Raw genomic sequence first — 25,837 nt, forward strand, 5'->3', positions numbered from 1 at the left:
CTCCGCTCAGGGCGTGACGGGCACGATGGTGTCGCCGTCGAAGCGGCTGAACACGTAATCGTCAGGCCCCAGGGCATCGTGGCGGGCGGGGGTGAATGGCTGCTGGTAATGCTTGATCAGGCCGGCGTAGTCGTTGATGGCATAGAAGCCGTCGCGCACTTTGCTGCCGCTGGTGTCCTGCGCCTGGCTGATGGCAAGGCCCACCAGGTGCATGGCGTCATAGGCGTTGGCAATGCCCACGGCTGGCGTCACATCGGCCAGGCCCTTGATTTGCGGGTAGCGCTGCTTGAGCGCGGCCAGCAGGGCATCGCCACGGGCACTGTTGTGCTCGCCGAACACGAACGTCTGGATGAAGTGCACACGCCCGGCATCCGGCCCGGCCAGCTCACCGAAGCGTCCACCGGCCGGCCCCCAGTGCGACACCACCGGCACCTGCCAGCCCATCTGGTCGAGGGACTTGACCACTTGCGCCGACGGCCCGACGTTGCCCACCAGTAGCAGGGTGTCGACGCCCGCGTTCTTCAGGCGGGTAAGTTGCGGGACCATGTCCAGGTCGCTGTCTTCAAAGCGCTCGGCCGGTGGCTGTGGCAGGTTGCGGCGGGCCATGGCGGCGTTCAGCCCGGCCAGGTTCGACTCGCCCCACGGGTTGTTGGCCAGGATCAGCCCCGGCTGCTTCATGCCCTGGCGCAGGCCGTAGGCCACCAACGCCTCGTCGACCTGCTCATCCACCGCCGACACGCGGAACACGTAGTTATCCTTCGCGCCGTTTTCGGTGATCTTGGTGCCAGCGGCCCAAATCCCCATGAACGGCGTTTTCATCTGGTTGGCCAGCGGCACGATGGCCAGCGACACCGGGGTATCGAGCCCGCCGAACAGTACGCTGACTTTCTCCCGCTGGATCAGCTCGCGCGCCGCCAGCATGCCCTTGGCCGGGTTGCTCTCATCGTCACGGCGCACCAGCTCCACCGGCCGGCCCAGCAAGCCGCCTTTGGCGTTGATCTCGTCGATGGCCAAGGTCAGGCCGCGGGTGAGGGCCTCACCCGATTTGGCCGACTGCCCCGACAAGGCGGCCACCAGGCCCACCTTGATCGGCTCGGCCGCCTGGGCCCAGCCCGTGGCACAGGCCAGTGTAAGGGCTGCGCAAGGCAGCCAGCGACGCAGCAAGGAACGGGTGAACATGGGGCGAACTCCTGATTGCTAGCAATTTGTGAAAATGTGCTAGCAAAACAGGTGCCATTCGGGAAATACTCGAAAAACCCCGTGATACGGGGCTTGTGCCTGCGGTCCAGCTGCGCGGTCGTGCACTGGATCAAGGCAACGCAGGGGCACAACGCCCCGTTCTGGACAACCTCGGAGATTTTCCATGACCGACAGCAACGCCGCCGTACAGCTCGTGCGTGACTTCCTGGCCGCTTCGATGGCCCCCGACCCGGTGCGCGCCGCCACCTACATGAGTGCCGACGTGCGCATCACCTTCACCGGCGGGCGCCACATGCCCACGCCCACCGACATCACTGCCTTCAACGGCGCGCGTTACACCTGGGTGAAGAAAGAGCTGGGGCAGTTCGACTGGTGCGAGCGTGAAGACCATACCGTGGTGTACTCCAACGGTACGTTGTACGGGCAATGGCCGGATGGGCGCAGTTTTTCGGGTAACCGCTACCTGGACCGGTTTGAGGTCAAGGGCGGCAAGATTGTGCGGATGGATGTGTGGAATGACAGTGCGGAGTGGATGCTGGTGCCGGAGATTGCCCGGGGGGTGTGAAGGATGGCACGGGCTTCGCCCGTGCTGGCCTGATGCAGCGTTACTCGGCACTGCCCGAGCGGGACAAAGCCTGCAGTACCTGCATCGCTTTGGCTGCGTACTCCAGGCCCACGAAAATGTGGTCATGGTAATAGCCCGCGACAACGTTGCAACTGATGCCGGCATTGCCCAGCGCAGTGGCAAAAGCTGCCGTCAGGCCCACCGCATCCAGCGCCGAATGGACCGTCAACGTGATCCACGCCGACACGAAGCTGTACTCAAGCCCAAGCGCGTCGGCGTGGGCCCTTTCGATGATCACAGTAAGGCCTTCTTGTTCGCGGAAGGTGCCAATCACTTCAGTCCCTTGCAGCACCGAAATGTCCGGTACCGTGCAGAACACGAATTCACCTTCGTTGAGGGTAGGGCGCATGTTGCGCAGCAGCACTTCGATCGATGTTTCGCCAGCCATTGGGTAACTCCCATCCAGTAGAGCGGGCCAGTGTGCACGCCAGTGGGCGATTCGCTTAATTAATGTTGCTCATGCTCGATTAGCGGTGCTGATGAACTTTACATCGGTTCTGGGCAGGGCACGTGCTCTGGGGGCACACTGTGCCTTTCGCCCGCGCGTGGCGTTTGGAGACCAACATGATCAACCTTGGCGATTCGCTGCCTGATGTCACCCTGTATGAGTACAACGATGGCGAGGGCGGCTGCTCGATCGGGCCGCGGGCGTTTTCCCTGCGTGCACGCTGTGTCGGCAAGAAAGTCGTGATCTTCGGCCTGCCCGGCGCGTTCACGCCAACCTGCTCGGAGCGCCATGTGCCCGGCTACCTGGCGGCAGCGCAGGACCTGTTCGATGCCGGCGTGGACGAGATCCTCTGCGTGGCGGTGAACGATGCCTTTGTGATGCACGCCTGGGGCAAGACGTTCGCGGCCGAGGGCGAGGTGGGCATGATTTCCGATGGTAACTGCGCGCTCACCGATGCCCTGGGGCTGGCCCAGGATGCTTCGGCCCGTGGCATGGGCCGGCGTTCGCAACGGTATGCCTTGCTGGCAGATGACGGGGTGGTGCGGCGCATCGTGGTGGATGCGCCGGGCAAGCTGGAGGTCAGTGATGCTCAGAGTATGCTGGCGTTTTTGCGAGGCTGACTCAGGCGCCTAGCGTGCTGTTGTCGATGACGAAACGGTATTTCACATCGCCCTTGAGCATGCGCTCGTAGCTGGCGTTGATGTCGTGCGCACTCACCAGTTCAATGTCCGCGACCAGGTTGTGTTCGGCACAGAAGTCGAGCATTTCCTGGGTTTCGGCAATGCCGCCAATCATCGAACCGGCCAGTGTGCGGCGCTTCATGATCAGGTTAAACACGTTGGGGCTCGGGTGCGCCGTTGCCGGCGCACCGACCAGCGCCATGCTGCCGTCGCGCTTGAGCAGCACCAGCAGGGCATCCAGATCATGGGGGGCGGCCACGGTGTTGAGGATCAGGTCGAAGCTTTTGCCGTGGGCGCGCATTTCGTCCTCGTTGCGCGACACTACGACTTCATCTGCACCCAGGGCGAGCGCAGCGTCGCGCTTGGATTCGGAGGTGGTGAACGCCACGACGTGCGCGCCCATGGCGTGGGCCAGCTTGATGCCCATGTGGCCAAGGCCACCGATACCGACAATGCCAACCTTCTTGCCGGGGCCAGCCTGCCAGTGCCGCAGCGGCGAGTAGGTGGTAATGCCCGCGCACAGCAGTGGCGCCACGGCTGCCAGTTGCTCGGGGGCATGACGAATACGCAGCACGTAGCGTTCGTGTACGACGATGGCCTGGGAGTAACCGCCCAGGGTCCAACCGGGTGCATCCGGGGTTGGGAAATTGTAGGTGCCGACCATGCCGTCGCAGTAGTTCTCCAGCCCTTCGTCACAATCCTGGCAATGTTTGCAGCTGTCGACGATGCAACCCACGCCCACCAGGTCGCCGACGGCGAAACCTTGCACATGGGCACCCACCTGGGCCACGCGGCCAACGATTTCGTGGCCGGGCACACATGGGAACTGTGTGCCCGCCCATTCGGCGCGGGCCTGGTGAAGGTCGGAATGGCAAATGCCGCAATAGGCGATCTCAATGCGCACATCGTGTGCGCCTGTGGCCCGACGGGTGATGGTCATGGGTTCGAGGGGCTTGTCGCCCGCATGGGCGCCATAGGCATTTATCGACATGGTGTGGCTCCACATAAGTGAGGTGTGCAGCCATTGTCTGCCTGGGCTTGCGCGGGCGGATAGCGCATTACGCCGGGGTGATTGCCTGATCCTTCCTCAATGGCACCCATCGCGGCTAAAGCCGCTCTCATGGAACTGCACATAACGTATTGGCAGTAGTTCCCGGAGCGGCAGTGCGTTCAGAGCACCTTGAACCCGTGGGTGCCGTCTCGCTCCAGTTGGGCGATCAGGCCGAATTCCCAGTCGAGGTAGCCCTGCATGGCTTCACGCGGGTTGTCGGTGCCCTCGTAGGGGCGCCGGTAGCGGTCGCTGCGGGGAACTGCAAGGCGGGTTTCGCCGGTTTCCAGCGGTTGGCCGGCGGCTATCCACTGGGCAGTGCCGCCTTCGAGCACGTACACCGGGGTGCGGGTCAGGGCTTGCAGGTCGTGGGCGGCGAAGCGTGCCAGCAGGCTGCTGCCACAGGTCAGCACGTAGCGCTGTGCCTGGGGTACGTGCTCCAGCGCTTCGGCCAACTGCGCGCGGATGGCCCAGTGGGCGCCGGGGATGTGGCGTTTGACGTAGTTGGCACTGGTGGTGAAGTCCAGCAGCACGGTGCCGTCTTCCTGCAACCAGTCGGCCAGTTGCGCAACGCCGATTTCGCTGGCGGTCGGCAATCCGGGCAGGGGAGGCTGCCATTCGCCTTGGGCACTGAAGTCGGCTTCGGCCAACCCGTCCAGCACAGCCACCTCCCAGCCCATTTGTGCCAGCCACGAGGCACTCATGTTGGCACGCACGCCATCGTTATCCAACAGCACGATGCGCGCCCCGCGTACGCTGGCCACGTGGTCGGTTTCCTGTACCAGTTGCCCGCCGGGTACAGAGCGGCTGCCGGGCAGGTGGGCGGCGGTGTATTCCTCAGGGGTACGCACGTCGAACAGGTAGGTGGTGCGCGTGCTGTCGGCTTGCCAGTCGGCCAGGCCAACCGTGGTCAGGCGCAGCACACCGGCGCGGTCGGCGACTGCGCGGGCCTGTTGCCCGGCGTGGCTGCGGGTACCGGCGCTGACCTCGGTAAAGCGGCGCTCCTGGCCGTGGGCAAGCTGCTGACCGGCCAGGGTCCAGCCAATGGTGCCATTGCGCAGGGCCGCCACCGGGTTGGGGATGCCGGCGTTCACCAGCGACTGGGTACCGATGATGCTGCGGGTGCGCCCGGCGCAGTTGACGATCACCTGGGTGGCCGGGTCCGGGGCCAGCTCGGCCACGCGCAGTACCAGTTCGGCACCGGGCACGCTGATGCCGCCGGGGATGCTCATGGTCTGGTACTCGTCGAAACGGCGGGCATCGAGCACCACCACGTTGGCCTTGGCATCAAGCAGCGCCTGCACCTGCTCGGCGGCCAGTGACGGGGTGTGGCGCACGCTTTCAACCAGCTCGCCAAACGCTTTGCTCGGCACGTTGACGTCACGGAACAACTCACCGCCAGCGGCGCGCCAGCCCGCCAGGCCGCCCTCTAGCAGGGCTACGTTGGTGTAGCCCAGTGCCCGCAGGCGTTCGGCAGCCGTTGCGGCCAGGCCTTCACCATCGTCGTACAGGGTGACGGCGGTGTCGCGCCGCGGTACCCGGGCGTACACCTCGATTTCCAGTTTCGACAGCGGGATGTTGACGGCGAACAACGGGTGCTCCTGTGCGTACGGGTCTTCCTCGCGAACATCGATCAGGGCCAGTTCTTCGCGGGCCAGCAAGGCCCGGCGGATGTCATGCAAGCTTCGGGTGACAGGGTTGCTCATGGGGCGACGCTCTCTTTGGACAGGTCCCAGATGTTGGGCAGGCGGGTATTGGAATAGCCGGAAATAAAGGGTTTTTCGGTGCCGTCGGGCAAGTACACGGCGCGGCTGACCGCGCCGATATTGGCGCCATACACATGAATGCTGATCGACACCCGGTCGCTGAAGGCGTTGCTGACCTGGTGGATATCGCCAATGCGCGGCGAAACCGCCTCCACGTGGCCGGGGTCGATGCGCACCGGCGCGCCGCTGGGCACCAGGGCGCCCTGCGGGTTGCGGGCGAACCCTTGGGAATATTCGGCGCCGCGCAGCATGCCGATCAGGCCCCACACGCGGTGGTCGTGAATCGGGGTTTGCTGCCCCGGGCCCCAGACAAAGCTGACCACTGAGAAACGCTGGCGCGAATCGCAGTGCAGCAAGAATTGCTGGTAACGCGTCGGGTCGGGTTGGGCCAGCTCATCGGGTAGCCAGTCGTCGTGGGCAACCAGGCTGCGCAACAGGCCTTGGCCGTGGTCGAGCAGGGTGGCTTCGTCGGGTTGCCGGTCCAGCAGGTCGGCGAGGGCGCCGATGAAATGACGCAGGCGGTCGGGGCGCGATGGTTGGCTCATGGTTCAGGCTCTGCGTAGGGTTTCCGATAACCCTAGCAAACACCCTGATTATTCTCAAAATTCAAATTATGCATAAGCTAATATGCAATTACTGCATTTACAGTCACGCCATTATGCTTTCAAATTCGCTCATGACCGTGGCATTAGGTTATGCCAAAAGCGCATTTCACAGCCCGGTTTATACGTTTTAGTTTATTAACTGTCGCGTATTTAGATTAAAAACGCATATTCGAACCTCCCTGACCAAGGTCCCTCCCATGAGCGTTCAATTCATCGGCATGATCGGCCATCGGCTGTCTTCGGAAACCCACGAGCCTGAAGGCCCGATTCTCGACAAGGCGTACATCACCCGCTTCGCCCAAGCCCACGAACAGGCGGGGTTCGATCGTATCCTGGTGGGCTACTGGTCTGATCAGCCGGACGGTTTTCTGGTGACTGCCCTGGCGGGCCTGGCGACCTCGCGCATTCATTTTTTGCTGGCGCACCGCCCCGGTTTCGTTGCCCCGACGCTGGCCGCACGCAAGCTGGCAACCCTCGAACACCTGCTCGACGGCCGCCTGGCTGTGCATGTGATCAGCGGCGGCAGCGACAACGAGCAGCGCAAGGACGGCGATTACCTGGACCACGACCAACGCTACGCCCGCACCGACGAGTTTCTTGAGGTGGTGCGCAAGGTGTGGACACAGGCCGAGCCTTTCGACCACGCGGGCGCCCATTATCAGGCGCAAGGCGCGTTCTCGGCGATCAAGCCCTTGCAGCAGCCCCACCTGCCGATCTACTTCGGGGGTTCTTCCCCGGCTGCCCTCGAAGTGGCTGGCAAGCACGCCGATGTGTTTGCCTTGTGGGGCGAGTCGCTGGAGCAGACAGCCGAAACCATTGCTGCGGTGCGTGCGCAAGCCGCACGCCACGGCCGCGAGGTGCAGTTCAGCGTGTCGTTTCGCCCGATCATTGCCGCCACTGAAGAAGCCGCTTGGGCAAAGGCCGAGGGCATTCTCGGCCAGGCCCGTGCGCGCCTCGAACGCGCCGGGCCGGTGATTGCCAACAAGCCGCAGAGTGTGGGCGCCCAGCGCTTGCTGGACACGGTGGCCAAGGGCGAACGCGTCGATCAGCGGCTTTGGACCGGCATCGCCGCGCTGGTGGGCGGCGGGCACAACTCCACCGCACTGGTCGGCACCCCGGAGCAGGTGGCCGATGCTCTGCTGGCCTACTACGACCTGGGCGTCACGCGCTTTTTGATCCGCGGCTTCGACCCGCTCGAGGATGCCGAGGACTACGGCCGCGAACTGATCCCGCTGACCCGCGCCAAGGTTGCCGCGCGCAACGCCTGAAACTTAATTTCATCAAGTAACGACGAGACCGCACGCGCGGATCGCCATGCCATGCCCCACGGGGTATCTGGAGACGAACGTGCGCTACCTCAAACAATTGGCCGCCGGTGTGCTGGCCGCCTCACTGAGCCTGTCGGCCGCCGCGCAAACACTGGTTGTCGGCGACCAAAGCTTCAACGCCAGAGCCGTGATGGAAGCGGCCGGTGTGCTCGACAACCTGCCGTATACCCTGGAATGGAAGCAGTTCACCGCAGGCTCCCCTGTGGCGGAAGCCCTCAACGTCGGCAGCCTGGACATCGGCCTGCTGGGCGATGCGCCGCCGCTGTTTCTCGGTGCACTCGGTGCGCCGATCAAGGTCATCGCCGTCAGCCGGCAGAACCTTGACGGTGTCGCAATCCTGGCCCGCAAGGACTCGAACATCCATAGCCTGGCCGACCTGCGCGGCAAACGGGCAGCCATCTGGAAGGGGTCCTGGAGCCAGCAACTGCTGTTCAACGCACTCGACAAAGCTGACGTGCCCCGTGATGCACTGGAGCTGCGTTACCTCAGTGCGCTGGATGCCTCCCACGCGCTGGACGGCGGCTCGGTGGATGTGATTGCCACCTGGGAACCCTATGTCACCCAGCAAGAGCGCCAAGGCGCACGGGTGCTGGCCACCGCCGAAGGGCTTATTCCGGCGCAGAGCTTCGTGGTGGCCAATGCCAAAGCAGTGGACGCCAAGCGGGCGCAGATCAGCGACTTCCTGCAGCGCTTGAAAAAGGCCCGCGAGTGGACCCTGAGCGACCCCGCCAACACCGAGGCTTATGCCGATGCCTGGGCCAAGCGTACCCGCGCCGACACCGAGATCGCCCGCGCCTGGTTTGCCCGCGCGCGTACCGACCTGGCCCCGCTCAGCCCACAGGTGATCGTGGATGCACAGAAGACCGTCGACTTTTTCGCCGGGCTTGGGCTGATCAAGGGTTATCCGGCGGGGGAGCTGTTTGATACCTCGTTCGGGCCCTCCATTGGCGGCGACTGAGCCAGCCTGCACGGGCCCTATCGCGGATGAATCCGCTCCTACAGAGGGAACGCAGCCCCTGTAGGAGCGGATTTATCCGCGATGAAGCCAACACTATTCGCAAGGATTTTCACCATGACCAAACGCCAGATCAAACTCGGTGCCCTGACCATGGGTTGCGGCGGCCCAGGCCGCCATAACCTGTGGCTCGACCCCGAACTGCCCGCCGACGCCAGCGTCAACATCGACTGGTACATCGACATTGCCCGCCAGGCCGAGGCAGCGCTGTTCGACCTGATGTTCATCGTCGACAGCCAGTTCATCACCCCCGGGTCGCCGTCCCATTACCTGAACCGCCTGGAGCCGTTGACGCTGTTGTCGGCACTGGCGGTGACCACGCGCCACATCGGCCTGGTCGGCACCCTTACCACGTCCTACAACGCCCCTTACAACGTGGCCCGCCGGCTCGCCTCGCTGGACCTGATCAGCAAAGGCCGCGCAGGCTGGAACGTGGTCACCAGCGGCGATGCCGGCACGGCCGGCAACTACGGGTTGGACGAGCATTACGATTACGACACCCGCTATGCCCGCGCCAAGGAACACGTGCAGGTGGTGCAGGGCCTGTGGCATTCGTATGAAGACGACGCCTTCCCCCGTGACCGGGCCACTGGCCGCTTCCTGGACCCGGGCAAGCTGCACGGGCTGGCGCACAAAGGGGAGTATTTTTCGGTGGTCGGCCCGCTGAACATCCAGCGTTCGCCGCAAGGGCAACCGGTGATCTTTCAGGCGGGTGACTCCGAGCAAGGCCGTGATCTTGGTGCTGCCACGGCGGATGTGGTGTTTACCCATGCAGCCAGTATCGAACAGGGCCAGGCGTTTTACCGCGACATCAAGGCACGTGCGACACAGCTGGGGCGCGACCCGGAGCAGCTCCTGGTGCTGCCCGGTGCGGAAATCTACGTGGGCGACAACGACGCGCACGCCCGCGAAATAGAACGGCACTACCATCAGCAGGACCACAGCTTCGAGCTGGCCCTGAAGGAGTTCGGGCGCAACTTCGGCTGGCATGATTTCAGCCAGTACGACCTCGATGCGCCGTTCCCGCAGCAAAGCCTTGAGTTTGCCCGCAGCAGTTTCTTCACCAACGCCAAGCGTATCGCCGACCAGGCTCGGGACAAGGGTTTCAGCTTGCGCCAGGCGGTCGAGTTCGGCCGGCAACTGCGGCCCGGGGCGTTTGTGGGGTCGGCGCCAACCGTGGCGGCGAAGATGGCTGAGTGGTTCGAGGCGCGGGCGCTGGATGGGTTCAACATCTACATTGGCCACCCCGGGCAGTTCCGTCGGTTCACCGAAGAGGTGGTGCCGTTGCTGCAGGAGCGGGGGCTGTATCGCACGGCGTATGAGGGCAATACCCTGCGGGAAAGCCTGGGGTTGGCGATCCCGCAGTTCGGCCGCTAAGCGCTTTTAGAAGTCATACGCCAGCTTGGTGTACCAATACCCGCCGCCCGGATGGAACGGCGGGTTGCCGTAGGCGGCCTGGTTGCCATTAGGGTTGTAAACGCCGTTTTTGTCCGGGCGCACGTTGAAGATGTTGGTGCCGCCCAGGCTCACCGTCAGGCTGTCGAACAACAGGTAGCTCAAGTCCAGGTCGGTGATCCACTTGGCACCGAAGCTGCGGTCCTGAGCGGGGTTTTGCTGCCAGGTCTCGACCTTGCCGTAACGGGTGGTTTGCAGGGTGCCGGTGAAGTTGCCGAGCAGCCATTGCCCGCCCAGCACCCATTTGGTCTTGGGCGACGCTGCCACCAGGTCGCCCTCACGGCCATGGCCCACCACCTGAATACCGGCATCGGCCAGCGCCTGCGGCGTGTTGCGGGTGCCGCGCACGGTGGTCTTGTTCCAGTTGAAACCCAGGGTCCAGCGCACATCACCAAACGCGCCGAATTCGCTGGTGTGGTCGGCCACCAGGTCGAGCCCGCGGGTGCGGGTGTCGAAGGCATTGGTGTAGTAGTTGATCCAGGTGGTGCGGGCCAGGCCGAGCGATTCGAGGATGTCGCCAACCGCACCGGCACCGCCTGCACGGTCGTAGATGTTCTCGGTGAGCAGGATGCGGTCGTCGATGTCGATCACGTAGGCGTCCAGCGTCACGCTGGTGCGCCGCGCCGGTTGCCAGGTGATGCCCAGGCCGGCATTGCGTGATTTTTCCGGGTCCAGCGAGTCGCCGCCAAAGGCCTTGGCCGCGGCGCTGCCGGGGGCGACGGTGCGGCGCAGGGCCGGGACCACGTTGCCATTGGCGTCCAGCGCGGTGCGGTTGTCGCTGACGGTGTAGCCGGTCTGGGTCAGCGACGGCGCACGAAAACCGCTGCCCAGCGTGCCGCGTACGGCCACGGTTTGGGTCAGCTCATAACGCGAGTTGAGCTTGAAGCTGGCCGTGTTGCCGGACTCGTCATCGTAATGCTCAAAGCGTGCGGCGGTGCCCAGGTACCAGCGGGGCGTCAGGTCGAAACCCAGGTCGAGGTAGGCGGCGTAGTTGTTGCGCTTCACATCGGCTTCGTCTTCCGGGCGAATGGTCAACGCCGCCTGGGCACCCACGGCGGTCTGGCCGTTGGCCAGGGCGTACAGTGGGTTGGGGCTGCCGTCGGCCAGTGTGGCCGGGTAGGTGTAGGGGCCAACGCTGTAGGCAACCGGGTCGCCGGCAAAGGTACGGAACCGCTCCCAGCGGTGCTCCAGGCCGGCCGACACGCGGGTCGGCACCGCCAGCCCGAACAGCCCGTCGAAGGCGCGGCTGATGTCCAGGTTGTTCACCCACTGGTCGAACTGCAAGGTGGCCAGGTCGTCGAAGGAGGTGGGCGAGGCCGGGCCGTAGGTGGGGTTGATGGTCAGGTCGCTGGACTGTTCGTTCTTGTTGCGCCCGTAGGTGGTGGACAGGTCCCAGTCCCAGGCACCGGCGGCGCCTTTGGCGCCGAGCAGCCACTGGTAGTCGGTGTCCTTGATGTTGTTGAGGGGGAAGTAACCGTCCGGGAACAGCTCGGGGATCGAGGCATTGCTGTTGGGCAAGCGGTAGTTGTTGTAGGCCTCAAGCTTGCGTTCGGCGTAGGTGGCGAACGAGTACAGCTTCAAATCGTCGCTCAGGGGCAGTTCGGCGTTGTAACCCAGGCTGAACGCGCGCAGGTCGGGGTCGCCGTTTTTCACGGCCTGGTGGTCCCAGGCGGCTTGGCGATCATCCTCGAAGTAGGCGCGGTAATCGGGGGCGGCCTTGTCGATCCAGTTGGCCGTGCCGCGTTTGCGGGCTTCGCCCGAAAGGTGCAGAAAACCGCCGTCACCCAGGGTAAAGCCCTGGTCACCCGCCATTTTGATGGTTTCGCCCTGGCCGCTGTACAGCTGGCCGTAGCTGCTTTCGTAATGGCCGCCACTGCTGGCGCTCTTGAGGATGATGTTGATCACCCCGGCCACGGCGTCGGAACCGTATTGGGCGGCGGCGCTGTCCTTTAGCACTTCGATGTGCGACACGGCGCTGACCGGGATCATGTCGATGTCGACTGCGTTGGCGCCGCTGTTGTCGGTGGAGCCGCTGGCCGGCACGGCGCTGTTGTGGCGCCGCTTACCGTTGACCAGCACCAGGGTGTATGCGGGGCCGAGGCTACGGTTGCTCAACGGCCGTACGCCCGACTGGAAGCCAGCGATGTTGGTGCCGAAATTGAACGAGGGCAGTAGTTTGGCGATGGCTTCGGACAGTTCGGCGCGGCCGGTGCGCAGCAGTTGTTCGCTGCTGATCACGTCGATGGGTGCCGGGCTGTCGGCGACGGTGCGCTGGTTGCCGCGTACGCCGGTGGAAATCACCGTGACGGTGCTCAGGCGTGGGTCTTCGGGGGTGGTATCGGCGAAGGCCTGCGGGGTAAGCAGGCAGGCCAGGGGCAGGGCGATGAAAGGCGGTTTGAACATCAGGGCCTCGAAATGCACGCAGGGGTACAGGCGCCAGGCCCGGTTTGGGCTGGCGGTGGGGTTTGAGAATCGGGAATTGTGTTGGGGCTATCGCGGCTGAAGCCGCTCCTACAGGAGGGGCGTCATTTGTAGGAGCGGTTTTAACCGCGATGGGGCCGGCTCAGATCAAGCGCTACGGGTACTACGCCCCGTTTCCAGTTGCTCAACCAGCGCACGAATCCGTGGGATCAGGTCTTGCCCGTACTCCACGGCATCGCGCAGCTGGTCGAAGCCACGGAACAGGAATGTGCTCACGCCCAGTTCGTAGTAGGCCAGCGCCGCTTCGGCCACCTGCTCGGGCGTGCCGACCAGTGAGGTGGAATTACCGGCACCGCCACCCAGTGCGGCAATCTCGGTCCACAAACGGGTGTCGTGCACCTTGCGCTCGCTGGCCAGTTGCACCAGGCGTTCGGAGCCCGCGTTGCTGCGCCCGAAATTCTTCTCGCGGCGGTTGCCCTGGCGGATGCCGATGCGTTGCTGCGCGTCGGCCAGAATGCGCTCGGCACGGGCCCAGGCTTCGGCTTCTGTTGCCCCCAGGATCGGCCGTAGCGAGAGGCTGAAGCGGATGTGTTTTTCCCGCCCGTAGCGGGCAGCAGCCTTGCGCACCTGGGCGATGCGTTCGCGGACCTGCTCCAGCGGCTCACCCCACATCATGTACACGTCGGCGTGCTTGGCCGCGACTTCCACCGCGGCGTCCGAGGCACCGGAGAAGTAGATGGGCACGCCTTCTTTGCGCACCGGTTTCACCAGGGTCAGGTTGTCCTCCACCCGGTAGTGCGCGCCCTGGTGGTCGAACGGCTGCTGTCGGGTCCAGGTGTTGCGCAGCACTTCCAGGTACTCGTCGGTGCGGGCGTAGCGGGCGTCCTTGTCGAGAAAGTCGCCGTCGCGTTGCAGGTCGCCGCTGTCACCGCCGGTGATCACGTTGATCGAGGCGCGCCCGCGGCTGAGCTGGTCAAGGGTGGCGAACTGGCGGGCTGCGAAAGTGGGCGCCTGAAAGCCTGGGCGATGGGCGACCAGCAGGCCGATGCGTTCGGTCAATGCGGCGACGTAGCTGGCCAGAATCATCGAGTCGGGTGCGCTGGTGTTCACTGCCAGCAGCGCTTTGTCGAAGCCGCCGTATTCCTGCGCCTGGGAAAAGGCCTTGATGAACTCCAGATCAACCAGCGGGCCACGCGGGGCTTGTGATTCGCTGCTTTCCTGGGGGCCGATCAGGCCGATGAATTCGAGGGTCATGCGGTGGAACTCCTTTTCGTCGTGGTAATTGGCCTCCGCCGGGAAAGGGGTCGGTCTGTTCAAGGATGACGTTAACGTGGGGCAGTGCGGGTTGTGAAAGGCTTTGTGGTTCTAAGCTAAGTATGCAATCGGTTAATAACAGTAGATCAACAATATGCGTATAAATACGTTTCTTTACACAGCTACCGGAAGCACGCTGCGCGAATGCCCTGGGACGGCCGCAATCAGCTCACGCGTGTAGGCACTGGCCGGGTGGCTGAACACCTGCACCGCCGGCCCTTGCTCCACCACCTGGCCGCGACGCAGCACCAGCACCTGGTCTGCCATGCTGGCAACCACGGCCAGGTCATGGGACACCAGCACGTAAGCCACACCCAGCCTGCGCTGAAGGTCGTCCAGCAGCGCCAGGATCTGCGCCTGTACCGACACATCCAGTGCGCTGACGGGCTCATCCAGCAACAGCACGTCGGGCGCTAACGCCAGTGCCCGGGCAATCGCCACCCGTTGGCGCTGGCCGCCCGACAGTTCTTTGGGCAAGCGGTCAAGGAAGTGAACGGGCAAGTGAACCTGCCGTATCAGCTCGCGGGCCTTGCGTTCCAGTGCTTCACCTTTGAGCAGGCCGAACGACACCAAGGGTTCGACGATGCTCTCAAAAACGGTAAAGCGGGGGTCGAGCGCGGCGAACGGGTTTTGCTGTACCAGCTGGATGCGCTGGCGCAAGGGGCGCAACTGCTGCCAGTTGTAGCCGGTGACATCGTTGCCCGCGATTTCGACACGCCCCTGGCTGGGTTTTTCCAGCCCGAGGGCAATACGCAATGCGGTGCTTTTGCCCGAGCCGGACTCGCCGACAATGGCCAGCGTCTGCCCGGCGTGCACCTCAAGGCTCAGGGCATGCAGGGCCGTGAAGGGCTCTGCTTGCCCGGGCACTGCAAAGCCTTTACCGACGTTGTTCAGGCGCAACAGCGGCACCTGGCTCGCTGCTGCGCCTGGCCTGCGCCGTGGCACAAAGGCTGGCGCCGCATCAAGCAAGTCGCGGGTGTAAGGCTGCTGCGCAGCCCAAAGGATTTGACGGGGTGAGGCCTGCTCCACCAACTGGCCTTGCCTCATCACCAGCAGCCGGTCGGCACGGTCGCAGGCCATACCCAGATCGTGCGTGATGATCAACAAGGCAATCCCGCGTTCGGCGACCAGTTGTTGCAAGTGATCGAGGATGCGCCGCTGGACAGTGACGTCCAGCGCGCTGGTGGGCTCGTCGGCGATGATCAGTTTGGGCTGGCCGGCCAGGGCGATGGCAATCAGCACCCGCTGGCGCATGCCGCCAGACAGCTCGTGGGGGTACTGGCGGGCTCGCAGGGCCGGGTCGTCCAGGCCGACCTGGGCCAGCAGGTCGAGCACATCGGCATCCAGCCCTGGGTAGCGCCTGCCACGGGCCAGCAGCAGGGCCTCGGCGATTTGCTGGCCAACGCGCAGGGTGGGGTTGAGGCTGACCATCGGGTCTTGCGGCACCAGGCCGATGGTGCGCCCACGCAATTGGCGTTTGGCGCGTTCGCTGGCGTGGGCCACATCGATGCCATCGACCCGCAACTGGCCGCTGTCAATCCGGGCATTGCCCGGCAGCAGGCCGAGCAGGGCGTTGGCCAGGGTGGATTTGCCCGAGCCGGACTCGCCGACGATCGCCAGGGTTTCGCCCGGTGCCAGGTTGAACGACAACTGCTGCACGGCCTGGGTGCGTTGGCCGGCGAAGGTATAGCTGATGCTGAGGTCGCGGACCTCGATCAAGGCGGGCTGGCTCATCGGGCATGTTCCTCGGCGCTACGCGCCAGGTGGTTGAGGCTGAACACCACGGCCACCACGAACAGCCCCGGCAACAGGGATACCCAGGGCGCGGTGATCAGGAAGTGGCGGCCATTGGCGATCAGCGTGCCCCATTCGGCCGCGGGCGGCGCGGCGCCAAAGCCGAGGAAACTGAGCCCGGCGGTGGCCAGGATGGCCGCACCGAAGTCGAGGGTGGCAAGCACGGCCACCGGGCCCCAGGCGTTGGGCAGCACATGCCGCCACAGCGTGCGGGCCCAACTGGCGCCGCCCAGCCGCGCGGCCTCCACATAGGGCAAGGTCTTGATACGCAGCACTTCGGCGCGTGTGGTGCGGGCGAAGCCCGGGATGATGCCAACCCCGACCGCCACGGCCACCGGCACCGTGCCAAAGCCGATGGCCGTGACGATGGCCAATGCCAGCAGCAGGCCGGGCAGGGCCAGCAGCACGTCGATCAGGCGCATTAGCGCCGCATCCGTGCGCCCGCCGGCAAACCCCGCCAGCACGCCCAGGCCCAGGCCACCGACCAAGGCAATGGCCACGGCAAGCAGGGCGGCCAATACCGACAAGCGCGCGCCATACACGACACGGGTGTACAGGTCGCGGCCCAGTTCATCCGTGCCAAACCAGTGCACAACGCTGGGTGCGCTGAGTTTGTCGGCGGGCGAGGTGGCGTAGGGGTCGAAACTGCTCAACCAGTGGGGTGCCAGGGCGCAGAGCAGGGCAAACAGCACGGTCAGCAACGCCAGGGTGAAGCCTGGGCGGCGCAGCAGCGGCACAAAGGCCTGATGCACACGTTGCAGGCGGGTCCGCCGTTGCCAGGAGGCCTCGGCGGTGAGGGTGATGTCGAGGGTCATGTCAGCTCACCTTGGCAGTGTGGGTGATGCGTGGGTCAAGGTAGGGGTAAAGCAGGTCGACGATCAGGTTGACCAGCACGAAGGCGGCGGCCGAAACCGCGACAATCGCCAGCACCACGGGGATGTCCTGGCGCAACACGGCCTCCTGGGCCAGGCGGCCAACGCCATTGCGCGAGAAAATGGTCTCCACCAGCACGGCGCCGGACACTGTGTTGCCCACCTGCAAGCCGACCAGGGTCAACAGCGGCAGCGCCGCGTTGCGCAAGGCGTGGCGCGATTGCACCTGAGCGCGGCTCAGGCCCTTGGCGAAGGCGGTGGCGATGTACGGCTCTTGCCACACACCCTGAAACCCGCGCTGCAGCACCTGGGCGTATACGGCGGCGCTGGGGATTGCCAGCGTGATTGCCGGCAGCACCAGGCTGGCCAAGCCTTGGCTACCCGTGGCCGGGAACCAGCCCAGGCCAAAGGCGAACACCTGAATGAACAATAGGCCCATCCAGAACACCGGCACCGAAAAGCCTAGCGAAGGCACGCGGGCCAGTGCGGTCTTCAAGGGCCGCCATTGCAGGTAGGCGGTCAGGTAAGCCAGGCCAACCCCAAGCAGCAGCGACAACCCGATGGCCACACCGGCCAGGGCCAGGGTTTGAGGCAGGCGCTCGGCCAGCAACGCGGTGACCGGCCGGCCTAACGACAGTGATTGCCCAAGGTCGCCGTGCAAGGCACGCCAGAGCAGGTCGAAGTACTGCTCGAACAACCCCTTGTCCAGCCCGTAGTAAGCGCGGGCCTTGGCCAGGTCTTCGGGCGACAGGCCGTCGGCTTCCATGCCGGAGGCACTGAGCATGATCGCCAAGGTGTCACCTGGCAGCAGATACAGGATGAAATAGGTGATGGTATAGGCCCCCCACAGCACCAGCAGGGCCTGACCGATGCGGCCAATCAGGTAGCGCTTCATGGCTGGGCGACCTGAATGTCGCTGAGGAAGGCAAAGCCTTCGGCGGTCCAGCGGAAGTCTTTCACCCGTGGTGCAGTGGCAGCCTGCCAAACACGCTCGTACAGCGGGAACGCGCTGGCTTCATCGACCAGCAAATCCTGCAGCTGGCCATAGGCCTGAGCCCGTTGCGCGTCGGCGGTGGCGGTGATACCGGTGTCGAACAGCGCCTGCGCCTTGGCCAGGGTGTGGGGCTCGTAGGTGTTGGTGGCCACCGTCGCGCTGTTGGCGGCGCGGGGGTCGAGGATGGTCTGCAGGATGATCGGGTCGGCGCGGGTCATGTAGGTGGAGGTCAGGTCGTAGGTGCCTGCCGCGTTGCCTGCTACCCATTCGGCGCGGGTGAGCACGTTCAGCTTGAGGTCGATGCCGACCTTGCGCAGTTGGTCCTGCACCAGCACGTCACCGGCGCTTTCGGCAGGGGTGAGGTTGTAGCGCAGGGTCAGGCGCTGGCCGTTCTTGTGCCGGTAGCCGTCGTCGCCCCGGTGCCAGCCAGCGGCGTCGAGCAGCTGTTCAGCGCCCTTGGGGTCGTAGGCGAGTTTGTCGGCCTGGGGCTTGAAGTACGGCGTGGTCACGTCATAAACGCCTGTGACCACCGGGAAGTCGGCGTTGTACACGGTGTGCGCGTAACTGGTGCGGTCGATCGCTTTTTGCAAGGCCAGGCGCACCTGGCGGTCGCCCAGCAGGCGGTCGTTGCGGGTGTTGGGGTACAGGTTCAGCGCTGGCCCGGGCAGGGAGCGGCTTTGGATGGTTGCACCCTTGGACTGGAACAGTTTCAGGTCGACTTCCGAGAAGGGGTTGCGCGGCCACAGGATGTCGGCCTTGCCCTGCAGGAACAAACCGTTGCGCACGCTTTCTTCGGGGATGTAGCTGATGTCCACCGCATCCAGGTGCGCGGCGCCCTGGTTGCGCACGTTGGCCGAGGCCCAGGCATAGTCCGCCCGTTTGACCAGGCGCGCGCCGACTTCCGGGGTGTAGTGCTCAAGCACAAACGGGCCGGTGCCGATGATATTGCCCAGTGAGCGCTCCTGGGCAGTCAGCTGGTAGGAGGCCGGGGCCAGGATCGCCAGGTTGGTGGTGGAGGTGGCCTGCAGGAAGCCGGCGTTGGGTTTTGCCAGCACCAGGCGCACGGTGAAGTCGTCAATCACCTCGGCGTGGTCGTAGCCGGCCAGGTAGGTGGCGCCGAACGTGGCTGGCAACTGGGTGGCGAAGGCCTTGTTGCTGTCGAAGGCGGTTTTAACCGCGTGGGCGTCGAAGCGTTCGCCGTTGCTGAAGGTGACGTCCTGGCGCAGGTGGAAGGTGTAGCTCAGGGCATCGCTGCCCACCTCCCAGCTTGTGGCCAGCCACGGGATGATGCGGCCGGTTTCCGGGTCCTGGTCGGTGAGTGACTCGGCGACGTTGCGCAGCAAGACGCGGTGTTCCAGCCAGTAGACCTGGAACGGGTCAACGCTGACCAGCGTGGTGTTGTCGCCCCAGAAGGCGATGTTGAGGGTTTTGCTGGCGCTGGTGTTGTCTGCGGGAGAGCAGGCGGTGAGGGCCAGGGCGAGGGTGCCGAGGGCGAACAGGCGGTGGAGTGTGGGCATGGGGTGGTCCTTCAGGAATTGGGGGCGGCTTCATCGCGGATAAATCCGCTCCTACAGGGGATTGCGCTGCCTGTAGGAGCGGATTTATCCGCGATGAGGCCCTGGAGGTCAGGCTTGGTAATCGCGTCCTTCACGGTCCAACTGCCGAATCAACGCATCCCAATGCCGCTGGATGCCTTCCCCCTTGCCATCGGAAAACCGCTTCGACTGCTCATGCACCTTGGCAATCGCCGCCTCCGACGCATGCAGCAACTGGTCATTGCCGCCGGCCTGCGCCGCCACCTGGATGTTGCAGGCCCGCTCCAGCCCATGCAGTTCGCGGAACGCGTGCTCCACGCTGATGCCGCCGGTAAGCAGCCCATGGTTGCGCAGGATCAGGATGTTGCTGTCGCCCAGGTTGGCCACCAGCCGCTGCTGCTCGTCCAGGTCCAGGGCCACGCCTTCGTAGTCGTGGTAAACCACCCGGCTGTAGTAGGCCAGCGCGTGCTGGGAGATCGGCAGCAGGCCGCCGCGCTGGGCCGATACCGCCGCGCCGTCGCGGGTGTGCGTGTGCAGCACCGCGTGCAGGTCGGGGCGGGCGCGGTGGATGGCGCTGTGAATCACGTAGCCGGCCTGGTTGATGCCCAGGCCCAGCGGGTCGTCGATAATCGTGCCATCGACATCCACCTTGACCAGGTTGGAGGCGGTGATCTCGTCAAACAGCAAGCCGAAGGCGTTGATCAGGAAGTGTTCATCCGGCCCCGGCACGCGGGCGGAGAAGTGCGTGTAGATGTGGTCGGTCCAGCGAAACAGCGCGGCCAGGCGGTAGGCGGCGGCCAGCTTTACCCGCACCTCCCATTCTTCGGCGCTGACCCGGTCGCGGACGTTATGGGGTGTGGTGGTGACGGCAGACAGTGAACTCATGCGGGTGTTCTCCGATTAATCAGGGGGGGCTTATGCCAGTGCGGTGCGGCCGACCTGGCCGAACACCACATCGTCCTGTGGGGTATGAATGCGGCTGCACAGCACGTCGCGGTAATGCCGTTCCAGCGGGTTGCGGCGTGACAAGCCGGGGTTGCCGGTGGCTTCGATGGCCAGCTCAACGGCCTGGATCGCGTTGCTGCTCACCAGGTGTTTGACCTGCCCGGCATGCTGCGGGCCGACGTGCCCTGCAGCGGCCGAATCCAGCAGGCTATGGTTGGCGAACAGCAGGGTGTCGATGCGCCCGAGTGCATCCTGGAAACGGGGCAGGGTGGCCAAAGGGGCACCCAAATTCGAAGGCGCACGCTGCTTGAGAAATGCCACCAGCCAATCCCGCGCGGCGCGGGCCACGCCGTCGTATACCGCCGGCAGCAGCACGGCCATCCACAACAGGCTTTCGCCGTCCAGTTCGGCTTGCGGCGCGCTTGCGGGGCTGACGCTGACAGCGTGGTCGAAGGGGATCAGCACGTTGTCGAAACGCACCTCATGGCTGCAGGTAGCACGCATGCCAAGGTGGTCCCAGTCATCGATGATGGTGATGCCGGGTGTGTCGCGGTGTACCAGAAATCCGCCCACCAGCGGGTCGCGGTCATCGCTGCGGCCCCACACCAGGTACCAGGTCAGGCCGTGGCTGCCGGTGGAGTAGATCTTGCGCCCGCTCAGCCGCCAGCCTTCGGCGGTGCGCCGCGCCACGGTAGCCGGCAGGCCGCCCCGGGCCGGGGTACCAAGATCGGGTTCGACGCGCAGGGCGTTGATCAGCGCACCCTGCTGCACGGCATCGTGAGCGACGCGCTGGCGAAGGTGGCGGGGCCAGCGCGGGTCGTCCTGCAGGCGAAAGTGCTGCAGGTACTGCATTACCAGGATCAGCGCGGTGGCCGGGTCGCCTTTGGCCACGGCACTGATTACCCGGCGGGCGTTGGCCAGGTCGGCACCACTGCCGCCTAGGGCTTGGGGGACCGTGTAGGCCAAAAGCCCCAGGCGGTGCAGCAGGTCGAAATTATCCTGGGGGAAGGCGGCACTGCGGTCGTAGCGCTCGGCATTGGCCGCAAGGGCCTGCGTCAATTCGGCGAGCGCGCTGTCGGACGGGTGACTCATGGGGGTTCATCCCTGAATGACGGTGTGTTGGCTAAGACCGTATTCTTATGAATGAACGCTGTAAAAGTCTTTTTGGTTCTATGCTAATTATTTGTTTATAGAATGTATAAAGCTAAATGTTATGCAAAGAATGTATTTAAACAGTCGTGACGGCAGCGCACATCAACCCAGCAACCGGTGCCCGGCGACCTCGCCAAACAATTCAACCGGGTCTTGCAGGTTGCCCAGGTAACGGGGATGGAACAGCCATAGGTCGACCTGTGGCTTGAAATCGCTGATCGAGAGCACTTCCAGCGCATCGCGATGCTTGCTGGCCAGCAGCAGCGGCTCGGGCACCAGGCCCAGACCCTGGCCGTTGGCGACCAGCCCCAGTTGCAGCTCGGTGCCGAAGGTTTCCAGGTTGATTGACAGGCTCAGCCCTTGTTCGCTCAGCGCACGCTGCAGCCCGGCACGAAAGCCGCAACCATCGGGGTTGAGCACCCAGCCGCGGGTGTAGCAGTCCTTGAGCTTGTAACTGCGCTTGGCAACGCTGCCCTTGGCCGCCACCACTTTCAACGGCATACGCGCAATCGAGCGGCTGGCAATGCCCTCCGGGAAGATCTTGCCCGGCGGGAACAGTGCCGCGGCAGCATCCAGTTCGCCGTTTTCCATGCGTGCGATCAGGCTGCTGCCCCAGCCGCTGCTCACCTGGGTGCGCAACTGCGGGTAGGCCTCGCGGATGTGTGCCAGGGCCTCCAGCAGCACCACATCACCCAGGGTTTGCGGCACGCCCAGGCGCAAGGTGCCCGAGGGGGCACCGTCGTTGGCCACCAGTTCGCGCAGCGCGTCGATTTCGCGCAGTATTGCCTTGCACTGCTCGTACACCCGCAGGCCCATTGGGGTGGGCTTGAGTGGCTTGGTGTTGCGGTCGAGCAGGGTGGCACCAAGTGCTTCCTCGAAGTTCTGCACACGGCGGGTGATGGCCGGTTGTGTCAGTTGCAGGGCTTCGGCTGCCAGGTTGGTGGATTGGCAACGGATGACGGCGACGAACGCGTCCATATCATCGATTTTCATACTCGCGCTCACTGGTTCGAACGGGGGAAATACGTTTTTAGCATAATCTGACGGGTGAGTGATGCCATGTCAAAATGATCTTGCCCACGTTCAGAGCGGCTTCCATCCGGCGATGGGCATCTGCGGCGCGTTCGAACGGGATCGTGCTGTCGACTACCGGCTCCAGGCCGCCAGCGCCGACGAAGCGGTTGAGCCAATGCGCCCGAAAGCGCCCGACCATCGCGTGCTTTTCTGGCTGGGTACGCGATTTCATCACGGTGCCGATGATTTTCAGGTGGCGGTACAGGATGTCTTCGAGCCTTACCGCAACATCCCCGCCACCGCCCATGATGCCTACCTGAACCAGCCTGCCACCGTTGGCCAGTGCCTGCAGGTTACGGGCGAAGTATGGCTTGCCCACGAAATCGATGATCACATCGACGCCGCGGCCATCGGTGTGCTGCGCGACCACCTCGGTAAAGTCCTGCGCCTTGTAATCGATGGCTACAGCGGCCCCCAAATGCTCGACGCGGGTGAGTTTGCCCGCGTCGGTCGTGGCAAAAACCTTGGCGCCCGCGGCATGGGCCAACTGCACTGCGGCCGAGCCTACGCCCCCCGCGGCGGCGTGGATGAGCACGGTTTCACCGGCCTTCAGCTGCGCCAGGTGCATCATGGCTTCGTGTGCGGTGACGAACACCTCGGGTATGGCCGCTGCATGTACGTAGTCCAGGCCGGCAGGGATCGGCATTGCCATGCGGTAGTCGATGCGGGCGATTTCAGCATAGGCGCCGCCGCCCACAACACCCATGACTCGATCACCGATCTGGTAACCCTGTACCTGGCTGCCGATCTGGATGACCTCGCCGGCCATCTCCAGGCCCATGAGCGTCGAATCGCCAAAATTGGGGCGCCCGTAGCCGCCTGTTCGGTGGGTCAGGTCCGCCCGATTGACGCCGGCGGCATGCACTTGCACCAACAGGTCGGTAGGGCGCACGGCCGGTGCCGGTACGTCGCTCAGCTGGAGCACTTCTGGGCCCCCGAACGTTTCAAAGGTAATGGCTTGCATGGCGGTGCCTCAGATCTGGCTGATGAATTTGTGGGTGAGGTAGTACTCGATGCCTTCCACGCCGCCCTCGGCGCCGTGGCCGCTTTCCTTGATCCCGCCGAAGGGCAGCTCGGTGGCGACGATGCGGTACTGGTTGATGCCGATCATGCCGGCCTCCAGGCCGTCGGCCACATCGATGGCCGTGCGGGCGCTGCGGGTGAAGGCATAGGCTGAAAGCCCATAGGGCAGGCGATTGGCCTCTGCCAGCCCATCTGCAAGCTCATTGAATGGCATCAGGATGGCGATGGGGCCGAACGGCTCCTCATGCATGATGCGGGCGTCCATGGGCACGTTGGCCAGTACCGTGGGTGCGAAAAAGAACCCCGGGCCGGGCAAGGCTTCACCCCCTGCCAGCACGTGCGCGCCTTTGGCAACGGCATCTGCCACCAGCTCTTCCATCTTGCTCAGCTGCCGCCTGTTGGCCAGTGGCCCTACCTGGGTGTGCGGGTGCATGCCGTTGCCCACCCGCAATGCCAAGGTGGCGGCCACGAAGTGTTCGGCAAACTGCGCATAAGCCCCACGCTGGACGATGAAGCGTGTTGACGAAATACACACCTGGCCAGTACCCCGAAAGCGGTTGGCGGCGCCCTGTGTGGCGGCGTGCTCGATGTCTGCGTCGTCGAAAACCAGTACCGGGCCATGGCCGCCCAGTTCGAGGGTGATGGGCTTTACACCCTCGGCGGCCCGCCGCGACAGCAGGCGGCCGATGGGCACCGAGCCGGTGAACGTGACTTTGCGAATGATCGGCGAGGCAATCAGTTGGCTGGAAACCTCATCCGGTACGCCAAACACCACCTGCAGCACACCTTTGGGCAAGCCGGCATCGTCCAGTGCGCGGGCCAGTGCCAGCGCGGTGGCGGGGCTTTCTTCCCCGGGTTTGAGGATGACGCTGCAACCTGCCGCCAGGGCGGCAGACAGCTTGCGCGCCGGGGTGATGGCCGGGAAGTTCCAGGGCGTGAAGGCGGCCACGGGCCCGATTGGCTGGCGCTTGACCATTTGCAACACGCCGGGGCGGTTGGCAGGTACCACACGGCCATCAATGCGACGGGCACTTTCGGCGAACCATTCAAAGTATTCGGCTGCTCGGGTCACTTCGTCCATGGCTTCGCCAATTGGCTTGCCTTCTTCCAGGGTCATCTGCGCGGCAATGTGCGGCGCACGCTCCAGCAGCAGGTCGGCAGCACGCTTGAGCACCCGCGCGCGCTCTGCGGGCACGGTGCTGCGCCATTGCTCAAAGCCGCGTTGCGCGGCCAACAGCGCGCGGTCCAGTTCAGCCGTGGTGGCCAGTGGTATCTGACCAATGACTTCCTCGGTTGCCGGGTTGATGACCGGCGCGGTGTGGTGGCTTTTGGCGTCGAGCCATTGGCCGTCGATGAAGAGGTAAAGCGGGTCGTAGGGCGTGTTCATGGCGGTGGCCTTCATGGGGATCTCGGTTTGGGGTCAGCCTGAAGGGCGGCGGTTGCCGGCCCGTGAATCCAGTCTATGGCGGTCACCTGCGTGGATTTAGCCCGTTACAAGGGAATGATTGTTGTGGCCAACGGTAAAATCGCTTCCCAATGCGCGTTGATTTGCACACAGTGGCCGTTGAATGTGCTGAGCCGATGGGGAGGGGTGTGATGGACAAGTTTTCGAACATGGCGGTGTTCGTGAAGGTGGTTGAGATGGGCAGCTTCACGGCCGTGGCCAACCACCTGGACTCCACGGTGGGGAATGTCTCCCGGGCAGTGTCGGCACTTGAGCAGATGCTCGACACCCGCCTGCTCCAACGCTCCACTCGGCGCCTGGCGGTTACCGACGCCGGCCAGCGTTATTACGCACGCTGCACCGCCATCCTTGCCGACCTGGAAAATGCCGAAGCCCAAGCCCGCAATGCATTGCTCGAGCCACGTGGCACGCTGCGCGTGCACTGCGTACCGGGGCTGGCTCGGCACTTGGTGACAGCGGCGGCCCTGCACTATCGCGACACGTATGCAGAGGTCACGGTAGACCTGATGCTTTCGCAAAGAATGCCGAACCTGCTGGAAGACCAACTGGATGTCTCGATCCAGATCGCCAGGGTGTTGCCGGACTCAAGCTATGTCAGCCAGAAGATCGGGGTAAGTCACTGCGTGCTGGTGGCATCGCCGCAATACCTGGCAAAACATGGCGCGCCACAGGCACCCGCTGACCTGGCAGATCACGCCTGCCTGCTGCTCAACACCGTGGACTACGCGCGTGACGCGTGGGAACTCAAGAGCCGCAAGGGCGATGCAACGTTCATCCCCAGTGGGCCAAGCTTCAGTGTGAATGACATGGAGGCCATGGCCGTGGCGGTGCAAAGCGGGGCGGGGATCGGGCTGCTGGCGGGCTTCGCCGCCATGGACGGGTTGCGTGCGGGGAGCCTTGTGCGCGTGCTGCCGGGCTATTACACGCAGGCGCGCAATGTGTATGCGGTGTACACGTCGCGGCAGTTTGTGGATGCCAAGATCACGCGATTCATGGAGGTGCTCAGGGCCACCGTGGGTAATGAGCTGGCAGCGATTGCCGAAGCGCTGAACGTGGATTGAGGCATGCAGGGCCTTGC

The 25,837-nt window shown here is 64.4% G+C and carries 22 protein-coding genes; 6 read left to right on the plus strand and 16 right to left on the minus strand.

Annotation, left to right across the window (positions count from 1 at the left end; translation table 11 throughout):
* Positions 1-6 precede the first annotated feature (6 nt).
* Complete coding sequence (locus PVV54_RS12750) at positions 7-1,179, minus strand: ABC transporter substrate-binding protein (protein WP_274910286.1); 1,173 nt, start codon at positions 1,177-1,179, stop codon at positions 7-9.
* Positions 1,180-1,363: 184 nt separating this feature from the next.
* On the opposite strand from PVV54_RS12750, the gene PVV54_RS12755 reads away from it, so the two are divergent.
* Entirely contained in the window at positions 1,364-1,765 is a 402-nt protein-coding gene (locus tag PVV54_RS12755; RefSeq protein WP_274910287.1) for a nuclear transport factor 2 family protein, read from the plus strand.
* A 40-nt stretch (positions 1,766-1,805) separates the two neighbouring features.
* On the opposite strand, the gene PVV54_RS12760 is transcribed toward PVV54_RS12755, so the two are convergent.
* On the minus strand, positions 1,806-2,213 hold the full coding sequence (locus PVV54_RS12760) for an ACT domain-containing protein (protein ID WP_274910288.1): 408 nt from the start codon (positions 2,211-2,213) through the stop codon (positions 1,806-1,808).
* A gap of 176 nt (positions 2,214-2,389) precedes the next feature.
* On the opposite strand from PVV54_RS12760, the gene PVV54_RS12765 reads away from it, so the two are divergent.
* Positions 2,390-2,893: a peroxiredoxin gene (locus PVV54_RS12765; protein ID WP_274910289.1), complete on the plus strand. Its 504-nt coding sequence runs from the start codon at positions 2,390-2,392 to the stop codon at positions 2,891-2,893.
* Position 2,894: 1 nt separating this feature from the next.
* Here PVV54_RS12765 and PVV54_RS12770 read toward each other — a convergent pair whose 3' ends face one another.
* From PVV54_RS12770 to PVV54_RS12780, 3 genes are all read right to left on the minus strand, one after another.
* Positions 2,895-3,944: an NAD(P)-dependent alcohol dehydrogenase gene (locus PVV54_RS12770; RefSeq protein ID WP_274910290.1), complete on the minus strand. Its 1,050-nt coding sequence runs from the start codon at positions 3,942-3,944 to the stop codon at positions 2,895-2,897.
* A gap of 179 nt (positions 3,945-4,123) precedes the next feature.
* The gene (locus PVV54_RS12775; protein ID WP_274910291.1) at positions 4,124-5,707 is read right to left on the minus strand and encodes a rhodanese-related sulfurtransferase; all 1,584 of its coding nucleotides are present in this window, start codon (positions 5,705-5,707) and stop codon (positions 4,124-4,126) included.
* Positions 5,704-6,312, minus strand: coding sequence for a cysteine dioxygenase family protein (locus tag PVV54_RS12780; protein ID WP_274910292.1), 609 nt, complete (start codon positions 6,310-6,312; stop codon positions 5,704-5,706). Before PVV54_RS12780 ends, PVV54_RS12775 begins: the two co-directional genes overlap by 4 nt.
* Positions 6,313-6,569: 257 nt before the next feature.
* On the opposite strand from PVV54_RS12780, the gene PVV54_RS12785 reads away from it, so the two are divergent.
* From PVV54_RS12785 to PVV54_RS12795, 3 genes are all read left to right on the plus strand, one after another.
* Entirely contained in the window at positions 6,570-7,640 is a 1,071-nt protein-coding gene (locus PVV54_RS12785) for an LLM class flavin-dependent oxidoreductase (RefSeq protein WP_274910293.1), read from the plus strand.
* A 79-nt stretch (positions 7,641-7,719) separates the two neighbouring features.
* The gene (locus tag PVV54_RS12790) at positions 7,720-8,658 is read left to right on the plus strand and encodes an ABC transporter substrate-binding protein (protein ID WP_274910294.1); all 939 of its coding nucleotides are present in this window, start codon (positions 7,720-7,722) and stop codon (positions 8,656-8,658) included.
* Positions 8,659-8,772: 114 nt separating this feature from the next.
* The gene (locus tag PVV54_RS12795; protein WP_274910295.1) at positions 8,773-10,092 is read left to right on the plus strand and encodes an LLM class flavin-dependent oxidoreductase; all 1,320 of its coding nucleotides are present in this window, start codon (positions 8,773-8,775) and stop codon (positions 10,090-10,092) included.
* A gap of 6 nt (positions 10,093-10,098) precedes the next feature.
* Here the strand turns inward: PVV54_RS12795 and PVV54_RS12800 are convergent, their stop codons facing one another.
* The 11 genes from PVV54_RS12800 to PVV54_RS12850 form a co-directional block, all read right to left on the minus strand.
* Positions 10,099-12,573, minus strand: a complete 2,475-nt coding sequence (locus PVV54_RS12800; RefSeq protein ID WP_274910296.1) for a TonB-dependent receptor plug domain-containing protein — start codon at positions 12,571-12,573, stop codon at positions 10,099-10,101.
* Positions 12,574-12,738: 165 nt separating this feature from the next.
* A complete protein-coding gene (locus tag PVV54_RS12805) occupies positions 12,739-13,845 on the minus strand; it encodes an LLM class flavin-dependent oxidoreductase (protein ID WP_274910297.1) in 1,107 nt (368 codons plus the stop codon).
* Positions 13,846-14,019: 174 nt separating this feature from the next.
* The gene (locus PVV54_RS12810; protein WP_274910298.1) at positions 14,020-15,639 is read right to left on the minus strand and encodes a dipeptide ABC transporter ATP-binding protein; all 1,620 of its coding nucleotides are present in this window, start codon (positions 15,637-15,639) and stop codon (positions 14,020-14,022) included.
* On the minus strand, positions 15,636-16,514 hold the full coding sequence (locus tag PVV54_RS12815) for an ABC transporter permease (RefSeq protein WP_274910299.1): 879 nt from the start codon (positions 16,512-16,514) through the stop codon (positions 15,636-15,638). Before PVV54_RS12815 ends, PVV54_RS12810 begins: the two co-directional genes overlap by 4 nt.
* A 1-nt stretch (position 16,515) precedes the next feature.
* Positions 16,516-17,466, minus strand: a complete 951-nt coding sequence (locus PVV54_RS12820) for an ABC transporter permease (protein ID WP_274910300.1) — start codon at positions 17,464-17,466, stop codon at positions 16,516-16,518.
* Complete coding sequence (locus PVV54_RS12825) at positions 17,463-19,082, minus strand: ABC transporter substrate-binding protein (protein ID WP_274910301.1); 1,620 nt, start codon at positions 19,080-19,082, stop codon at positions 17,463-17,465. The genes PVV54_RS12820 and PVV54_RS12825 overlap by 4 nt, the downstream gene beginning before the upstream one ends.
* A gap of 108 nt (positions 19,083-19,190) precedes the next feature.
* Positions 19,191-19,985: a class II aldolase/adducin family protein gene (locus PVV54_RS12830; RefSeq protein ID WP_274910302.1), complete on the minus strand. Its 795-nt coding sequence runs from the start codon at positions 19,983-19,985 to the stop codon at positions 19,191-19,193.
* A 30-nt stretch (positions 19,986-20,015) separates the two neighbouring features.
* A complete protein-coding gene (locus tag PVV54_RS12835) occupies positions 20,016-21,137 on the minus strand; it encodes an acyl-CoA dehydrogenase family protein (protein ID WP_274910303.1) in 1,122 nt (373 codons plus the stop codon).
* Positions 21,138-21,299: 162 nt separating this feature from the next.
* Positions 21,300-22,190, minus strand: coding sequence for a LysR family transcriptional regulator (locus PVV54_RS12840; RefSeq protein ID WP_274910304.1), 891 nt, complete (start codon positions 22,188-22,190; stop codon positions 21,300-21,302).
* A 37-nt stretch (positions 22,191-22,227) separates the two neighbouring features.
* Positions 22,228-23,235, minus strand: a complete 1,008-nt coding sequence (locus PVV54_RS12845) for an NAD(P)H-quinone oxidoreductase (protein WP_274910305.1) — start codon at positions 23,233-23,235, stop codon at positions 22,228-22,230.
* 9 nt (positions 23,236-23,244) lie between these two features.
* Positions 23,245-24,681: an NAD-dependent succinate-semialdehyde dehydrogenase gene (locus tag PVV54_RS12850; RefSeq protein ID WP_274910430.1), complete on the minus strand. Its 1,437-nt coding sequence runs from the start codon at positions 24,679-24,681 to the stop codon at positions 23,245-23,247.
* Between the two features lie 209 nt (positions 24,682-24,890).
* On the opposite strand from PVV54_RS12850, the gene PVV54_RS12855 reads away from it, so the two are divergent.
* The gene (locus tag PVV54_RS12855) at positions 24,891-25,820 is read left to right on the plus strand and encodes a LysR family transcriptional regulator (RefSeq protein ID WP_274910306.1); all 930 of its coding nucleotides are present in this window, start codon (positions 24,891-24,893) and stop codon (positions 25,818-25,820) included.
* Positions 25,821-25,837: the final 17 nt, after the last annotated feature.

Source organism: Pseudomonas sp. PSKL.D1, from assembly GCF_028898945.1.
Classification (GTDB): Bacteria; Pseudomonadota; Gammaproteobacteria; order Pseudomonadales; family Pseudomonadaceae; genus Aquipseudomonas.

Bases quoted from the DNA above. Each gene is read 5' to 3' on its own strand.
- PVV54_RS12845 (WP_274910305.1), bottom strand. From the start codon at position 23,235: ATGCAAGCCATTACCTTTGAAACGTTCGGGGGCCCAGAAGTGCTCCAG.
- PVV54_RS12810 (WP_274910298.1), bottom strand. From the start codon at position 15,639: ATGAGCCAGCCCGCCTTGATCGAGGTCCGCGACCTCAGCATCAGCTAT.
- PVV54_RS12800 (WP_274910296.1), bottom strand. From the start codon at position 12,573: ATGTTCAAACCGCCTTTCATCGCCCTGCCCCTGGCCTGCCTGCTTACC.
- PVV54_RS12825 (WP_274910301.1), bottom strand. From the start codon at position 19,082: ATGCCCACACTCCACCGCCTGTTCGCCCTCGGCACCCTCGCCCTGGCC.
- PVV54_RS12820 (WP_274910300.1), bottom strand. From the start codon at position 17,466: ATGAAGCGCTACCTGATTGGCCGCATCGGTCAGGCCCTGCTGGTGCTG.
- PVV54_RS12840 (WP_274910304.1), bottom strand. From the start codon at position 22,190: ATGAAAATCGATGATATGGACGCGTTCGTCGCCGTCATCCGTTGCCAA.
- PVV54_RS12770 (WP_274910290.1), bottom strand. From the start codon at position 3,944: ATGTCGATAAATGCCTATGGCGCCCATGCGGGCGACAAGCCCCTCGAA.
- PVV54_RS12855 (WP_274910306.1), top strand. From the start codon at position 24,891: ATGGACAAGTTTTCGAACATGGCGGTGTTCGTGAAGGTGGTTGAGATG.
- PVV54_RS12835 (WP_274910303.1), bottom strand. From the start codon at position 21,137: ATGAGTCACCCGTCCGACAGCGCGCTCGCCGAATTGACGCAGGCCCTT.
- PVV54_RS12750 (WP_274910286.1), bottom strand. From the start codon at position 1,179: ATGTTCACCCGTTCCTTGCTGCGTCGCTGGCTGCCTTGCGCAGCCCTT.
- PVV54_RS12815 (WP_274910299.1), bottom strand. From the start codon at position 16,514: ATGACCCTCGACATCACCCTCACCGCCGAGGCCTCCTGGCAACGGCGG.
- PVV54_RS12775 (WP_274910291.1), bottom strand. From the start codon at position 5,707: ATGAGCAACCCTGTCACCCGAAGCTTGCATGACATCCGCCGGGCCTTG.
- PVV54_RS12830 (WP_274910302.1), bottom strand. From the start codon at position 19,985: ATGAGTTCACTGTCTGCCGTCACCACCACACCCCATAACGTCCGCGAC.
- PVV54_RS12805 (WP_274910297.1), bottom strand. From the start codon at position 13,845: ATGACCCTCGAATTCATCGGCCTGATCGGCCCCCAGGAAAGCAGCGAA.
- PVV54_RS12795 (WP_274910295.1), top strand. From the start codon at position 8,773: ATGACCAAACGCCAGATCAAACTCGGTGCCCTGACCATGGGTTGCGGC.
- PVV54_RS12760 (WP_274910288.1), bottom strand. From the start codon at position 2,213: ATGGCTGGCGAAACATCGATCGAAGTGCTGCTGCGCAACATGCGCCCT.
- PVV54_RS12850 (WP_274910430.1), bottom strand. From the start codon at position 24,681: ATGAACACGCCCTACGACCCGCTTTACCTCTTCATCGACGGCCAATGG.
- PVV54_RS12765 (WP_274910289.1), top strand. From the start codon at position 2,390: ATGATCAACCTTGGCGATTCGCTGCCTGATGTCACCCTGTATGAGTAC.
- PVV54_RS12780 (WP_274910292.1), bottom strand. From the start codon at position 6,312: ATGAGCCAACCATCGCGCCCCGACCGCCTGCGTCATTTCATCGGCGCC.
- PVV54_RS12755 (WP_274910287.1), top strand. From the start codon at position 1,364: ATGACCGACAGCAACGCCGCCGTACAGCTCGTGCGTGACTTCCTGGCC.
- PVV54_RS12785 (WP_274910293.1), top strand. From the start codon at position 6,570: ATGAGCGTTCAATTCATCGGCATGATCGGCCATCGGCTGTCTTCGGAA.